This window comes from Bradyrhizobium sp. AC87j1, from assembly GCF_002936975.1.
In the GTDB taxonomy this organism is placed as follows: Bacteria; Pseudomonadota; Alphaproteobacteria; order Rhizobiales; family Xanthobacteraceae; genus Bradyrhizobium; species Bradyrhizobium shewense.
This window is the reverse complement of the sequence record NZ_PTFE01000150.1, coordinates 1-13964: the sequence shown is the minus strand read 5'-3', so window position 1 is coordinate 13964 and position 13964 is coordinate 1. Positions and strand designations below refer to the sequence as shown.

Below are 13964 nucleotides of genomic sequence, written 5' to 3'. Positions count from 1 at the left end.
ACAACGGTGCGCTCCCTCTCCTTGCGGGGGAGGGTTGGGGAGGGGGTATCTCCGCAACGGGACATCCCCCAGAGGAGAAAACCCTCACCCGCCGCGCTCTTCGAGCGCGTCGGCCTCTCCCGCAAGCGGGAGAGGCAAGGACCGCCCGTGGCTATCACCTTGCAAGACGCCTCACGCCTCCCCATCCCTCCACCCGATCTTCTCCTTCAAGAACCGGAAGCCGAGCACCTCGAAGCCGGCGCGCTCCTTGTTGTCCTTGCCATAGCCGTGGCCGCCGGCTTCCGGCTCGTAGAACCAGGCCTCGTAGCCCATGGTCTGCAGCTTGGCCGCCATCTTGCGGGCGTGGCCGGGATGAACGCGGTCATCGCGCCTTGTGGTGGCGATCAGGATCGGCGGAAGGGTCTGGCCGGCTTTTACATTGTGATAGGCCGAGTAGGTTTTCAGCCACTCCCAGTCCTCGGCCTTGTCGGGATCGCCATATTCCGCGATCCAGCTCGCGCCCGCGAGCAGTTTTGTGTAGCGGCGCATGTCGATCAGCGGGATGGTGCAGAACAGCGCGCCGAAGCGCTCGGGGTAGCGCACCAGCATGTTGGTGATGAGGATGCCGCCGTTCGATCCGCCCTGGGCCGCGATGCGTTTTGCGCTCGTCACGCCGCGGCGGACGAGATCGGCTGCGACCGCGGCGAAGTCGTCGTGCGAGAGTTTTTTGCCGGCGAGCCGGCCGGCATCGTGCCAGCGCGTGCCGAACTCGCCGCCGCCGCGCAAATTGGCCTGCACGATGGTGCCGCCGCGCTCCAGCCAGAGCTTGCCGAGCGAGGAATTGTAATACGGCTTCACCGAATGGGCGAAGCCGCCATAGGCGCTCATATAGACCGGCGCATCGCCGGTCTCGCCGCCCGGGCCGGTCTGGACATAGGGAATGCGCTCGCCGTCAACAGAGATCGCCTCGTGCTGGGTCACTACGAGGCCGTCGGCGGTGAACGTCTTCGGCGCCTGCTTCAGCACGGCCGGGCTTGCGACGCCGCGCTCGATCAACAGCAGCGACGGCGGGGTGAGCGGATCCTGCACATTGGCGAGCAAATCGCCGTTGCTCTCGCTGGGATGACGATCGAGCGGCCAGACGTCGACGACGCCGATTTGCGGCAGGCCGGGAAGCGTCTCGCGGCTCCAGCCGGCGGCCGACGGCGTGCAGATCTCAAAGCGCGGACGCAGCTCGTCGAGGATCGACAGCACGAGATTGCCCGCCGCCCAGAACAGGCCTTGCAACGCGCGCCGCGGCGCCGGCTCGAACAGCACCGCAAAATCGCGGCTGCCGTTCAGGAATGCCGACAGTGAGATGCCGAGCACGGTGTCGGTGGCGTAGGTCCGCCCGCCGGCCGTCCAGTCCTTGCGCAGCTTCATCGCGAACCAGTCGCCATGGGCCTGCAGCCAGATCCCGGTCGGCAGATCGAGCTTCGTCATGCGACCTGCCGCATCGCGCAGCCAGACCGCGTGATTGAAGAAGTCGATCTGCTCGACGATCCAGACCCGCGGCTCAGGTCCGGTGTCGTCAGCGCCGCCATAGATCATCATGTGATCGGCGGTGGTCTCGATGATCACCTCAGCCTGATCGACCGGCTGACCGCGCCGCCACAGGCGAACTGTCCGCGAGTATCCGGAGTCCGTCACCATGCCCTCGCCATGCGCGCTCGACAGCAACAGCGTGTCGGCATCAAGCCAGTCCGCGCCGCCCTTGGCTTCCGGCAGTGTAAAGCCGTCCGCCACGAAGCTCTTCGTAACGAGGTCGAATTCGCGCAACGTCACAGCGTCGCTGCCACCGCGCGACAGGCTCAAAATGGCGCGCGAGCTTCCCGGCGTCGTGGCGATCCCGCTCAGCAGCCAGTCCTCGCCTTCGCGCGCTGCGAGCTGGTCGATATCCAGCATGGATTCCCACGCAGGAGCAGCCTTGCGAAACTCCGTCAGCGTGGTCCGCCGCCACAGGCCGCGCGGGTTGGCGGCGTCCTTCCAGAGATTGTGCAGGTCGGTGCCGCGCCGGCTGACATAGGGAATGTTGTCCGGGCGATCGTAGATCGCTGCGAGGATGTCGCGGTCGTGCTCGAAGGCTTTGCCACCGAACGCCGCGAGGGTCAGGCTGTTCTGCCGCTCGACGAAATCGAGCGCCTGCGTGCCCTCGATCTCCTCCAGCCACAGCCAGGGATCGTCGTCGGGAGCGCTGAGCGTGGGCCTGTCGTCGACGGTCATGAACGAAACTCCGAAAAATAGCGGCGGATAGGATTTGATCGAGCGCAAGCCGTCAAGTGCGCAGCCCGCTATCATCGCACCGATTGCGTCAGAGGCATGGCCTGCGCCCGTTTGCGCCGGTTGCCCGGCCACGCGCGTCCCTCCATAGTGCCGGGAATCAACAAGCCCTTGAGCCCGTTCGGGCAGAAAAAGCCGATGCTTGACGTGACTTCTGCCCATGAGATCGCCGACGACGCTCGCGTGCGCGCCAATGTGGTGCGCCTCGCCGCAGCCCAGGCGCTGACCGGCGCCAACTCGGCCGTGATCTTCGCCACTGGCGCGATCGTCGGCGCCACGCTCGCGCCCGACATGTCGTTCGCGACGGTACCGATCTCGATGTATGTGGTCGGACTTGCCGCCGGCACGCTGCCGACCGGCGCGATCTCGCGCCGCTTCGGCCGCCGCGCGGCCTTCGTCATCGGCACCGCTCTCGGCACGCTCACCGGCGTGCTCGGCTCGTTCGCGATCCTGCACGGCTCGTTCGCGCTGTTCTGCATCGCGACCTTCCTCGGCGGCCTCTACGGCTCCGTGGCGCAGTCCTATCGCTTCGCCGCTGCCGACGGCGCCAGCGCGGCCTACCGGCCCAAGGCGGTGTCCTGGGTGATGGCCGGCGGCGTGTTCGCCGGCGTGCTCGGTCCGCAGCTCGTGCAATGGACCATGGATGTCTGGCAGCCCTATCTGTTCGCCTTCAGCTTCCTGGTGCAGGCCGCAGTAGCGCTGATCGCCATGGGCATCGTCGCCGGCGTCGATATGCCCAAACCCGCACCGGCCGATCTGCATGGCGGCCGGCCGTTGCTCACCATCGTGACCCAGCCGCGCTTCGTCGCCGCGGCGCTGTGCGGCATCATCTCCTATCCCATGATGAATCTGGTGATGACCTCGGCGCCGCTCGCCATGAAGATGTGCGGGCTGTCCGTGTCCGATTCCAATTTCGGCATTCAATGGCACATCGTCGCGATGTATGGGCCGAGCTTCTTCACGGGCACGCTGATCGCCCGCTTCGGCGCACCGAAGGTCGTGGCCGCCGGCCTGCTGCTGGAAGCCGGCGCCGCCGGCATCGGTCTCTCCGGTCTCACCGCGATGCACTTCTGGGCCACGCTGATCGTGCTCGGTGTCGGCTGGAATTTCTCCTTCATCGGTGCTTCAGCCCTTGTGCTGGAGACGCACCGCCCGCAGGAGCGCAACAAGGTGCAGGCCTTCAACGATTTCCTGGTGTTCGGCATGATGGCGATCGGCTCGTTCTCCTCCGGACAATTGCTCGCCAGTTACGGCTGGTCGGCGGTGAACCTGGTGGTGTTCCCGCCGGTGGTGCTGGGCCTTGCCGTGCTCTCGCTGGTCTCCTGGGCCCGCCGCCGCAAGGCGCGGCTGGAGGCGGCGATGGGCGAGTTCCCGGACGCGATTTGACTGGCAGGAGATTGTCAGCAACGTTGATACTTCGATCCAGGTCGAAGTGATTTTAAGGCGAGGGCTATTTAGATGTCGTCATGGCCGGGCCTGCCCCGGCCATCCACGTCTTAGGTGCTGGGATCGAACAACGTGGATTCCCGGGCATGACGGAGTAAGCGGCGATGCTCGACAATCCCCAAGCCCCAGCGATCGATGAATCCTCCCTTCGCTACGAAGGCTGGCGCATCGTCGCGGTCTGCTTCCTGCTGGCGACCTTCGGCTGGGGGCTCGGCTTCTACGGTCAGAGCGTCTATGTCGCCGAGCTCCAGCGCGCGCGGGGCTGGCCGACCACGCTGATCTCATCGGGCACCACGTTCTTCTATCTGTTCGGCGCGCTGCTCGTCGTGTTCGTCGGCGAAGCCGTGAGGAGATACGGTCCGCGCCTCTGCCTGATCGCCGGCACGCTGGCGATGGCGGCAGCTAGCGTTGCGATCGGCGCGGTGCGCGAGCCCTGGCAGCTCTATCTCGCCAACGCCGTGCTCGCCTTCGGCTGGGCCGGCACGAGCCTCGCCATGATCACCAACACGATCAGCCTGTGGTTCGACCACAAGCGCGGCATGGCGATCAGTCTGGCGCTGAACGGCGCCAGCTTCGGCGGCATCGTCGGCGTGCCGCTGCTGGTGACGCTGATCGGCCATGTCGGCTTTGCCAGCGCGATGTACGCCGCTGCCGGCGCCATGCTGGTGCTGCTGCTGCCGGTGATCCTTGTTCTCGTCGGCCGGCCGCCCGATCACCATGGCTGGCACGCGGCGGCGAAGGCGAAGCCGCAATCATCGACGCAGATCCGCACCTGGGCGCTGCGCGATGTCGGCTTCCTCACGGTGACGATTGCGTTTGCGCTGGTGCTGTTCGCGCAGGTCGGCTTCATCGTGCATCTGATCTCGTTCCTCGATCCCGTGATCGGCCGCGAGCGCGCGGCGGTCGCCGTCGCGGTGCTGACCGCGATGGCGGTGGTCGGCCGCGTGCTGTTCTCGCTGGTGATCGATCGTCTCAACCAGCGGCTGGCCTCCGCGTTGTCGTTCCTCAGCCAGGCCGCGGCGCTTCTGGTCGTCATCAACCTGCACAACGATTACGTGCTGATCGCGGCCTGCGCGGTGTTCGGCTTCTCCGTCGGCAATCTGATCACGCTGCCGTCGCTGATCGTGCAGCAGGAGTTCGATTCGGCCTCGTTCGGCGTGCTGATCAGCCTCAATACCGCGATCAACCAGGTGACCTACGCGTTCGGCCCCGGCGTCGTTGGCTTTCTGCGCGATTGGTCCGGCGGTTATTCGCTGCCGTTCTATCTCTGCATCGCGCTGGAGGTGGTAGCGGCGGCGTTGATCATGGTGCGGGGCAAGCCCCGGGCGAAGCTCCCGTAGGGTGGGCAAAGGCGCAAAGCGCCGTGCCCACGATTGCTCGATGAGTCAGCAGGATTTCGTGGGCACGCTTCGCTTTGCCCACCCTACGAGACTATCCTTGCCGATCCCTCAACAACGCCTCCACATCCAGCCGTTTCGTGAACATCGCAAGCTTGCCATCCGGCCCGAACGGCCATTGCTCCCTCGGCTTGTCCCAATACAGCTCGACGCCATTCTCATCCGGATCGCGCAGATAAAGCGCCTCGCTGACGCCGTGATCGCTGGCGCCATCGAGCGCAATGCCGGCCGAGCGCACGCGGTGCAGCGCATCGGCGAGCGCGGCGCGCGTCGGATAGAGGATGGCGGTGTGATAGAGCCCGGTCGCATCAGGCGGCGGCGGCGAGCCGCCCTTGCTTTCCCAGGTGTTGAGCCCGATGTGGTGATGATAGCCGCCGGCCGAGATAAAGGCCGCGCCCGAGCCCATGCGCTGCATCAGCTCGAAGCCGAGCACGCCGCAATAGAAGCCGAGCGCACGATCGAGATCGGCGACCTTGAGGTGAACGTGGCCGATCCTGGTGCCGGCGGCGACGGCTGGGCTATGCGGCATGGGAATACTCCGTTGAAAACCAGCAGATAAGGCGGGCTGCGGCACATTGCGACGGCCCATTCCGAAACCCAGCGTTTCCGGAAACAGAAACTAAGCCAGCTCCGGCACCTCACCCTCGGGCAGCTCGAATTCGAACGTGTTCAGCGTCATCGACACCATCGTGTAGTAACCGCACAATCCGATCACCTCGACCACGCCGCGCTCACCGAGAAGCTTCACCGCCTCATCATAGAGGCCCTTCTCGACGCCATGGCCCTCGTGCAGCGATTTCGCCACGTCGTAGATCATCCTGCCCCTGGGATCGTCGAACTCGGGCGTGCGGCGGTCGCGGATCGCGTCGATGATCTCTGGCTTCATGCCGCCCGCCAGTGCCAGCCGTTTATGCGCGTACCATTCGTAATGCGCGGTCCAGTGCCGCGCCGTCACCAGGATCGCAATCTCCGAAAGCTTTGCGGGGAATATCGTGTCGAAGCGCAGGACTTCGCCGAGCCGCGTGGCGTGACGGGCCATCTCAGGGCTGTTCAGCCAGGCCATCATCGGCGCCGGCGGCTTGCCGCGCTTGCCGGCAATCGACTCGTCATAGGTCTGCCGCTGGCTCTCGTTCATTTCGCCAGGCGAAAGAAGTTTCAGGCGCATCGTCGTTTCCTCTTTGTTTTCAAGCACCGTCCTGGTCGCGACTATAGCGGAATGCGGGTCGCGGAAGTGGTTGAATTCCGCGGGAGCTTGGCCCAGAGTCGCCCCAACAAGTCGAATTTGATTGATGGAAACGACCAATGACTGACTCCAAAACCAGCGATTCTGAGACCGCCGAACTCGAAACATTCCGCGCTGAGACGCGCGCCTGGCTGGAAGCCAATTGCCCGCCGGAGATGCGCAAGCCCGCGGCGTCGGATGCCGACGTGTTTTGGGGCGGACGCAACGCAAAGTTCTCGTCCGAGCCGCAGCGCATCTGGTTCGAGCGCATGCGCGACAAGGGTTGGACCGTGCCTGACTGGCCTAGGGAATATGGCGGCGGAGGTTTGAGCGCAGCCGAGCACAAGGTGCTGCGCGCCGAGATGGGAAGAATCGGCGCGCGGCCGCCGCTGTCGAGCTTCGGCATCTGGATGCTCGGGCCGGCGCTGCTGAAATACGGCAACGACGCGCAGAAGAAGGAGCACCTGCCGAAAATCGCGGCGGGCGAGATCCGCTGGTGCCAGGGCTATTCCGAGCCGAATGCCGGCTCCGACCTTGCTTCGCTGCAGACCCGCGCCGAGAGCGATGGCGACGATTTTGTCATCACGGGTTCGAAGATCTGGACCTCCTACGCCAACTACGCCGACTGGATCTTCTGCCTCGTCCGTACCGATCCCGCCGCCAAGAAGCATGACGGCATCAGCTTCATCCTGTTCGACATGACCTCGACGGGCGTGACGACCAAGCCGATCCTGTTGATCTCCGGCTATTCGCCGTTCTGCGAGACTTTCTTCGACGGCGTCCGCGTGCCGAAATCGCATGTGGTCGGCACCGTCAACCGCGGCTGGGACGTTGCGAAATACCTACTGCAGCACGAGCGCGCGATGATCTCCGGGATGGGCGAGCGCGGCGTCGGCCGTCCGCTCGGTCAGATCGCCGCAGACTCCGTCGGCACCGATACGCAGGGGCGGCTCGATGATTCCATGCTGCGCGGCAAGATCGCGACGTTCGACGTCGATGAAGCCGCGCTTGCGGCGTGCGCCGAGCGCGCGGTCGATCTCGCCAAGGCGGGACAAGCGCATCCGGCGTTCTCGTCGGCGATGAAATATTACGGCACCGAGCTTAACAAGCGCCGCTACGAGATCCTGATGTCGGCCGGCGGCGTCGATGCGCTGGAATGGGAGAGCGAGCGCTCCAAGCAGGGCGCCCGCCCGCGCGCCTGGCTGCGCACCAAGGCCAATTCGATCGAGGGCGGCACGACCGAGGTGATGCTCGGCATCGTCGCCAAGCGCATCCTGGATTTGCCGGGGGCGTAGGGCGCACACTCTCACCACCCGTCATTCCGGGGCGCGCGCAGCGCGAGCTAAGATGCGCAATTGCGCATCTGAGAATCCAGAACCACCTGTCGGGAGTATGGATTCCGGGCCTGCGCCTGCGGCGCATCCCGGAATGACGACCCAAAATAGATTTCGAATCGGAACACGCACATGGCCCTCGTCCTCACCGAAGAACAATCAATGCTCCGCGACTCCGCGCGCGGCCTGATCAGCGACAAGGCGCCAGTGTCGCACCTGCGCCATTTGCGCGACAGCAAAGACCCCACCGGCTTCTCCAAGGAGTTTTGGCATTCCTTCGCCGAGATGGGCTTCGCCGGCCTTTTGGTGCCGGAAGAGTTCGGCGGCAGCGGGCTCGGCTATGTCGAGGCCGGTGTCGTGATGGAGGAGATCGGCCGCACCTTGATGCCGTCGCCATTCCTCGCCACCAGCGTGGTTGCGGCCTCGGCGCTGAACCGCGGCGGCAATGCCACGCAGAATTCGGAATATTTGCCGAAGATCGCGAGCGGCTCGCTGCTCGCGACGCTGGCGATCGACGAAGGCGCAAAGCATCGCCCGCTGCAGACCAATCTGCAGGCCGTGCGCGCCGGCAACGGCTTCAAGCTCTCGGGCGCTAAGGCGCTGGTCGTCGATGGCCACGTTGCTGATTTGCTCATCGTCGCGGCGCGCACTGCCGGTTCCGCCGGCGAGCGCGACGGCCTGACGCTCTTCCTGGTCAGCCCCAAGGCCAAGGGCGTCGCGATCGAGCGCACCATCATGGTCGACGCGCACAACGCGGCGCGGATCGAGCTCACCAATGTGGAGGTCAATGCCGACAGCGTGCTTGGCGAGGTCGATCAGGGCGCCGCGCTGCTCGACGGCGTGCTCGACATCGGCCGTGGCGCGGTCGCCGCCGAAATGGTCGGCCTCAGCGAAGAAGTTTTCAACCGTACCGTCGAGTACCTCAAAAACAGAAAGCAGTTCGGCAAGCTGATCGGCGAATTCCAGGCGCTGCAGCATCGCGCCGCCGAGCTCTATGTCGACATCGAGATCACCCGCGCCGCCACGATGAAGGCGCTCCAGGCGCTAGATGCCGATGTTGCCAAGGCAACATCGGCCGTCGCGGTGGCAAAAGCCCGCGCCGGCACCACCGCCACGCGCGCGGTGCAGGAAGGCGTGCAGATGCACGGCGGCATGGGCATGACCGACCAGTTCGACATCGGCTTCTTCATGAAGCGTGCCCGGGTATGCGAGGAATTGTTCGGCGACGCCAACTACCACACCGAGCAGCTGGCGCGCGCGCGGGGGTATTGAGGCGACGGCCCAAGGCACGATGGTGCCTCACCCCGGGTGTCGTCCCGGCGAACGCCGGGACCCATAACCCCAGGGAGTAATTTGACGAAGGCTCGGAGTTTGAAGAGTCTCTCCGCGGTACTGTCACCTGTGCTTATCGATAGATCACGCGGTATGGGTCCCGGCGTTCGCCGGGACGACAGCAGAGAGAGCCGCCTCTTCCTTACCGCATCGGCGGCGCGTACTGCACGCCACCCGCGTTCCACAGCTGGTTCATGCCGCGCGGGATCTTCAGCTTCGACTTCTCGCCGATGTTGCGCTCGTACATCTCGCCGTAGTTGCCGACGTGGCGGATGATGCGGACGGCCCAGTCCTTGGTGAGGCCGAGCTGCTCGCCGTAATTGCCTTCGGTACCGACGAGGCGCATCACTTCCGGCTTTTTCGACTTCAGGGCCTCGTCGATGTTCTCCGAGGTGACGCCGAGCTCTTCGGCGTTGATCATCGCATAGAGCGTCCACTTCACGATCATCATCCAATCGTCGTCGCGCTGGCGCACCACGGGGGCGAGCGGCTCCTTGGAGATCATGTCCGGCAGGATCATGTTGTCGCCGGGCTTCGCCAGGTTGATCCGCAGCGCGTAGAGCTGGGAGACGTCGGCGGAGAGGGTGTCGCACTTGCCGGTGTCGTAGGCCTTCACGACCTCGTCGAGCTTGTCGAACTTCACCTCGTCATACTTCATGTTGTTGGCACGGAAGTAATCGGCGACGTTGAGTGCCGTCGTGGTGCCGGCCTGGACGCAGACCTTGCTGCCGGTCAGGTCCAGCGAGGTCTCCTTGTTGCGCGACCGCGGCAGCATGAAGCCTGCGCCGTCGTAATAGGCGACCGCGGGGAAATAGAGGTCGTAGTCGAGCTCGCGCGCCATGCTCCAGGTCGAGTTACGCGAGAGGATGTCCACCTTCCGGCTCTGCAATTCCTTGAAGCGCTCGCCGGCATCGAGCGGGATGAACTTCGCCTTGCCCGGATCGTTGAAGATCGCCGCCGCCACCGCGCGGCAGAAATCGACGTCGAAGCCGGTCCAGTTCTTGTTGTCCTCGGAGTACGAGAAGCCCGGCAGGCCCTTGTTGACGCCGCACAGCACCTCGCCGCGGCGCACGGTGCGCTTCAGCGTGCGGGTGTCGTAGAACTCGTAGATGATGGCCAGAACGGCGACCAGCACGGCGACCGCGAGCCCGATCAGCAGGCCGCCTCGAAAAGTGCGCATCATGTTGCTCTCTCGAAAAATCGGGAAAAGGAATCAGGAGGGAAGGCGACGAGCATGGTCCGGAGGACCATGCCCGGATCAAAAACCTCAGAGCTCGGGCTTCTGCCGGATCACCACTTTGGTGCCGACGGGGACGCGCTCATAGAGATCGGCGACGTCGTTGTTGACGAGACGGAAGCAGCCCGAGGACACCTTGGTGCCGATCGTGTCGGGGCGGTTGGTGCCGTGGATGCGATAGACCGTGGTGCCGAGATACATGGCGCGGGCCCCGAGCGGATTGCCGGGGCCGCCGGCCATGAAGCGCGGCAGATAGGGCTGGCGCTGGATCATCTCCGGCGGCGGCGTCCAGTCCGGCCACTCCTTCTTATTGGTGATGTTCACCAGCCCCTGCCACTGGAAACCGTCACGGCCGACACCGATGCCGTAGCGGATCGCGCGCCCGCCCGGCTGCACCAGGTAAAGGTGGCGCTCGGCGGTGGAGATGATGATGGTGCCCGGCGTCTCGGTGGTGCGGAAATAGACCACCTGCTTTTGCCATTCCGGCTCGAGCTGGTAGCCGTCGTCGGCGACCAGACCCGGCTCGTCGCCGCGATCAGGCTGCTGCGCGATGGCCTGTGGTGCAGACAGGATCAGGCCGATCGCGGCCACGAACATCCCGGTCAGGCGACGAAAATCCGTCATTTCAAGCTCTCCCCACTGCCACGGCGCAAATCATTCGGAACCATCAAACCTGAGGGGCATGTTCATGGCAAGTTGATGGCGCGCCACCCTGATATGTCACGAGAATGCTTTGGTTTTTTGACGCCCGCCTGGCAATGCCACAAACAGGGGATGGCGCGAAAAGCTTAGATTTTGGCTTCCCAAGGGTGAAGCGCTTTTGTGCGTGATGGAGTGAAGCTCCATCGTGTTTGGCCAATGCGGCGCTCTCTCCGTTCCCTCCCCCCTTGTGGGGGAGGGGGGTGCCGCATGGGGATTCTCGCCGTCGCACACCACACTCGGCAGCGCCAACCACCGACACCTTTTTCCGGGCTACCCCCCTCCCTAGCCCTCCCCCACAAGGGGGGAGGGAGCGCACCCAATCGGGGAGCCAGTCGGGCCTTATCTCCGTCATCGTCAGATCTTGTTGCTCTCCGGCGCGATCCCGAGCCGCCTTACAATCTCCGTCCCCACCGCGCGCGCCTCCACCCGCGAGCCGATCCGCGGGCTGCGAAACCGCCGTCCCGAGTGCAGGCGGATCGTGACAATGCAGTGCTCGTCCTCGGACCGGCCGCGGCGCTCGACGGTGATCGTCTTCACGTCGCGCCCCTCGATCTGGTCGGCGCGCGGCGTGCCGTCGCCCCACAGGCGTTCGACGCGGATGTCCTCCTCGCGGATGATCCAGAACGCGCCGGTGACGAGGTTGGCATAGCGATGCACGGCGAACGCCGCGATCACACCAAGCGGAAGCAGCAGGATGTCGACATGGGTGGGCGGCCATCCGCGCCACAGCTTGTAGGCATAGGGCAGGGCGGACAATGCAACGGCGATCAGGGACACGATGCGGATGTCCCGCGCGGAAAAGGCCTCGAGCGGCTCGCCGAGATGCATCTCGGGATTGCTGGCATCGAGCGGGTTGACGGGCTCCTCGACATTGGGAACCTCGAACTGCGTCGCGATCCGGGCCACGGTATCGCGCACATGGGTGACGTCGGAGATCGGCGGGGACGTCAGTCGCTCTCCCGAAGTCAGCGTGAAGACGAGCTGAAAGCGGGCCTTCACCCGCTTGCTGCCGGGAACCTGCAGCCTCGTGATGACGTCCTTCGCGACGATGCGCGTACGCAGCTTTCCGAACGGGCTTTGCCGCCCGATCAGGATCTCGCCAGGCGTGATGATCCACACCACCGCCGGCGCCATCATGATGCCGACGACGAACCCGGCTCCCACCAGCAGCGCCGCCACCGATATGATGATTTCCAGCGTGTCGTGCGTAAACAGGCCCGGCGTGAAGCAGAGCGCAACGGCGGCCGCAAAGCCGGACATCACCAGCCGCTGCGCGATCGAGGCGCCTTCTCGAAGGCGAATGTCGGTGCTGGTGGTGACGTCGTTCATTGCGGGCGGCTGATTCCGTTGCCGCGAAACTCCACGGACGGGTCCGGGGAGTCAAGCAACAAGGGCGACAGCTGAAACCTGCCGCCCCATGCCCGCCGCGCCTAGCTATTGACGTTCAGCAGCTTCGCCACCGTGCGGTCGATCTCGTCGTAGCGGCCTTCGCCGGCGTGCTGGAACACGATCTTGCCGGTCTGGTCGATGATGTATTGCGCCGGCCAGTACCGGTTGCTGTAGGCGTTCCAGGTCTTCGAATCGTTATCCTGCGCCACCGGATAGGTGATGCCGTGGCGCTTGAGCGCGGCCTGCACGTTGGAGGCGGAGCGCTCGAACGGGAATTCCGGCGTGTGGACGCCGACCACGACCAGGCCTTTGTCCTTATACTTGGCATAGAGGTCGGTCACGTGCGGCAGCGTGTTGACGCAGTTGACGCAGCCATAGGTCCAGAAATCGACCAGCACGACCTTGCCGCGGAGGTCGGCCATGTTCAGTGGTTTCGAGTTGAACCAGTTGTTGATGCCGGCGAAGTCGGGCGCGGTCTGCTGGCTTGCGGCGGCGGTGAGGACAGGCGCAGCGCGCGCGGCCTCCTCGCAGACGCCGGGAATGACGGCACCGGTGACGGTGAAGCCGATCAGGGCGGCCGAGACGGCGAGCAGCTTGAAAGTCATGGAAGCGTCCTCCGGTGAAGATGAGGGATGATCACAGGCCGATCTGGCCGGTGGGATAGAAGCCGGTGAGCCACGCCACGATCAGCGTGTCGTATTGGAAATAGGCGGCGACCGCGAAGCCGATCACGACGATGCCAAAGCCCTGCTGCAGCCGCGGCGAGATCCGCGCCAGGCTGCGCACCCGCGTGGTCGCGGCCTGCCCGCCATAGGCTATTCCCAGCATCGGGATCGCGGCGCCGATCGCATAGGCGATCAGCAGCGTGCCGGCCCAGCTGAGGTTCTTCGAGGTCGCAACCAGCGTCAGGATCGAGCCGAGCACAGGGCCGGCGCAGGGCGTCCAGACCAGGCCCAGCGTGGTGCCGAGGATGAGCCCGCCGAGCGCGCCCTCGCGCTGGGTAGCGCCGGAATTGCCGAGATCGAGCCAGCCATTGAGCCGGCTCGACAGCCATTCGAACGGCGCCGGCCACAGCATCAATAGGCCAAAGCCGAGCAGCAGGATCGCGGCGGCTTCGCGCAGCACATTCGGATCGAAATCGAACAGGCGGGTGATTGCGCCGAGCAGCAGCGCGGTCGCCGAGAAGGAAAGCACGAAGCCGAGCGCGATCATCGCCGGGCGCAGATGCCCCGCGCGCCCGATCGAGGCGCCAAGCAGGATCGGCAGCATCGGCAGCGTGCAGGGCGCGGCGATGGTGAGGATGCCGGCAAGGACGGCGAAGACAAGTTCGAGCATGGGGCACGCGTGAAGGAGGTCACGAGGGGAGTTCGGGCGGGATGGGGCGATCGTTACGGAGCGTCACGGCTTCGTGACGGGGAGCGGGTTTGCGAGGCAGCCCGTTAGCCGCAGCGGCAGTGCGCTCCCTCCCCCCTTGTGGGGGAGGGCAGGGGAGAGGGGTAGCCCAGGAAATGGTCCATCCATCTCCGCTCATTTCCGCGTGCAAAATCGAGAGAGTCCCCGTGCGGCACCCCCCTCCCTGCCCCTCCCCCACAAGGGGGGAGGGAATG

Annotated in this window: 12 protein-coding genes; 4 read left to right on the top strand and 8 right to left on the bottom strand. The window is 65.1% G+C overall.

What is annotated here, in order from left to right; genetic code table 11:
* Positions 1-171 precede the first annotated feature (171 nt).
* A complete protein-coding gene (locus CV770_RS38445) occupies positions 172-2241 on the bottom strand; it encodes a prolyl oligopeptidase family serine peptidase (RefSeq protein ID WP_201760223.1) in 2070 nt (689 codons plus the stop codon).
* A 195-nt stretch (positions 2242-2436) separates the two neighbouring features.
* On the opposite strand from CV770_RS38445, the gene CV770_RS38440 reads away from it, so the two are divergent.
* On the top strand, positions 2437-3684 hold the full coding sequence (locus CV770_RS38440; protein WP_091964572.1) for an MFS transporter: 1248 nt from the start codon (positions 2437-2439) through the stop codon (positions 3682-3684).
* A gap of 164 nt (positions 3685-3848) precedes the next feature.
* A complete protein-coding gene (locus CV770_RS38435) occupies positions 3849-5084 on the top strand; it encodes an MFS transporter (RefSeq protein WP_104466031.1) in 1236 nt (411 codons plus the stop codon).
* A gap of 91 nt (positions 5085-5175) precedes the next feature.
* Here CV770_RS38435 and CV770_RS38430 read toward each other — a convergent pair whose 3' ends face one another.
* Positions 5176-5670 carry a VOC family protein gene (locus CV770_RS38430; protein WP_104466030.1) on the bottom strand — a complete coding sequence of 165 codons (495 nt, stop codon included), beginning with the start codon at positions 5668-5670 and terminating at the stop codon, positions 5176-5178.
* Positions 5671-5760: 90 nt separating this feature from the next.
* Entirely contained in the window at positions 5761-6306 is a 546-nt protein-coding gene (locus CV770_RS38425; RefSeq protein ID WP_091964570.1) for a carboxymuconolactone decarboxylase family protein, read from the bottom strand.
* 137 nt (positions 6307-6443) lie between these two features.
* Between CV770_RS38425 and CV770_RS38420 the strand changes: the two genes are divergently transcribed.
* Positions 6444-7658 carry an acyl-CoA dehydrogenase family protein gene (locus CV770_RS38420; protein ID WP_104466029.1) on the top strand — a complete coding sequence of 405 codons (1215 nt, stop codon included), beginning with the start codon at positions 6444-6446 and terminating at the stop codon, positions 7656-7658.
* A gap of 171 nt (positions 7659-7829) precedes the next feature.
* Positions 7830-8969: an acyl-CoA dehydrogenase family protein gene (locus CV770_RS38415; RefSeq protein ID WP_104466028.1), complete on the top strand. Its 1140-nt coding sequence runs from the start codon at positions 7830-7832 to the stop codon at positions 8967-8969.
* 202 nt (positions 8970-9171) lie between these two features.
* Here the strand turns inward: CV770_RS38415 and CV770_RS38405 are convergent, their stop codons facing one another.
* The 5 genes from CV770_RS38405 to CV770_RS38385 form a co-directional block, all read right to left on the bottom strand.
* On the bottom strand, positions 9172-10209 hold the full coding sequence (locus tag CV770_RS38405; RefSeq protein WP_091964568.1) for an amino acid ABC transporter substrate-binding protein: 1038 nt from the start codon (positions 10207-10209) through the stop codon (positions 9172-9174).
* 87 nt (positions 10210-10296) lie between these two features.
* Positions 10297-10890 (bottom strand): L,D-transpeptidase, encoded by a 594-nt coding sequence (locus tag CV770_RS38400; RefSeq protein WP_104466026.1) that lies wholly within the window; start codon positions 10888-10890, stop codon positions 10297-10299.
* Positions 10891-11322: 432 nt separating this feature from the next.
* Positions 11323-12297, bottom strand: coding sequence for a hypothetical protein (locus CV770_RS38395; protein WP_104466025.1), 975 nt, complete (start codon positions 12295-12297; stop codon positions 11323-11325).
* A gap of 101 nt (positions 12298-12398) precedes the next feature.
* Positions 12399-12962 (bottom strand): thioredoxin family protein, encoded by a 564-nt coding sequence (locus CV770_RS38390; protein ID WP_104466024.1) that lies wholly within the window; start codon positions 12960-12962, stop codon positions 12399-12401.
* Positions 12963-12993: 31 nt separating this feature from the next.
* Positions 12994-13692: a cytochrome c biogenesis CcdA family protein gene (locus CV770_RS38385; protein ID WP_104466023.1), complete on the bottom strand. Its 699-nt coding sequence runs from the start codon at positions 13690-13692 to the stop codon at positions 12994-12996.
* Positions 13693-13964 lie beyond the last annotated feature (272 nt).

Coding starts and splice junctions, on each gene's coding strand:
- CV770_RS38395 (WP_104466025.1), bottom strand. CDS start 12,297: ATGAACGACGTCACCACCAGCACCGACATTCGCCTTCGAGAAGGCGCC.
- CV770_RS38390 (WP_104466024.1), bottom strand. CDS start 12,962: ATGACTTTCAAGCTGCTCGCCGTCTCGGCCGCCCTGATCGGCTTCACC.
- CV770_RS38400 (WP_104466026.1), bottom strand. CDS start 10,890: ATGACGGATTTTCGTCGCCTGACCGGGATGTTCGTGGCCGCGATCGGC.
- CV770_RS38405 (WP_091964568.1), bottom strand. CDS start 10,209: ATGCGCACTTTTCGAGGCGGCCTGCTGATCGGGCTCGCGGTCGCCGTG.
- CV770_RS38435 (WP_104466031.1), top strand. CDS start 3,849: ATGCTCGACAATCCCCAAGCCCCAGCGATCGATGAATCCTCCCTTCGC.
- CV770_RS38440 (WP_091964572.1), top strand. CDS start 2,437: ATGCTTGACGTGACTTCTGCCCATGAGATCGCCGACGACGCTCGCGTG.
- CV770_RS38415 (WP_104466028.1), top strand. CDS start 7,830: ATGGCCCTCGTCCTCACCGAAGAACAATCAATGCTCCGCGACTCCGCG.
- CV770_RS38385 (WP_104466023.1), bottom strand. CDS start 13,692: ATGCTCGAACTTGTCTTCGCCGTCCTTGCCGGCATCCTCACCATCGCC.
- CV770_RS38430 (WP_104466030.1), bottom strand. CDS start 5,670: ATGCCGCATAGCCCAGCCGTCGCCGCCGGCACCAGGATCGGCCACGTT.
- CV770_RS38425 (WP_091964570.1), bottom strand. CDS start 6,306: ATGCGCCTGAAACTTCTTTCGCCTGGCGAAATGAACGAGAGCCAGCGG.
- CV770_RS38420 (WP_104466029.1), top strand. CDS start 6,444: ATGACTGACTCCAAAACCAGCGATTCTGAGACCGCCGAACTCGAAACA.
- CV770_RS38445 (WP_201760223.1), bottom strand. CDS start 2,241: ATGACCGTCGACGACAGGCCCACGCTCAGCGCTCCCGACGACGATCCC.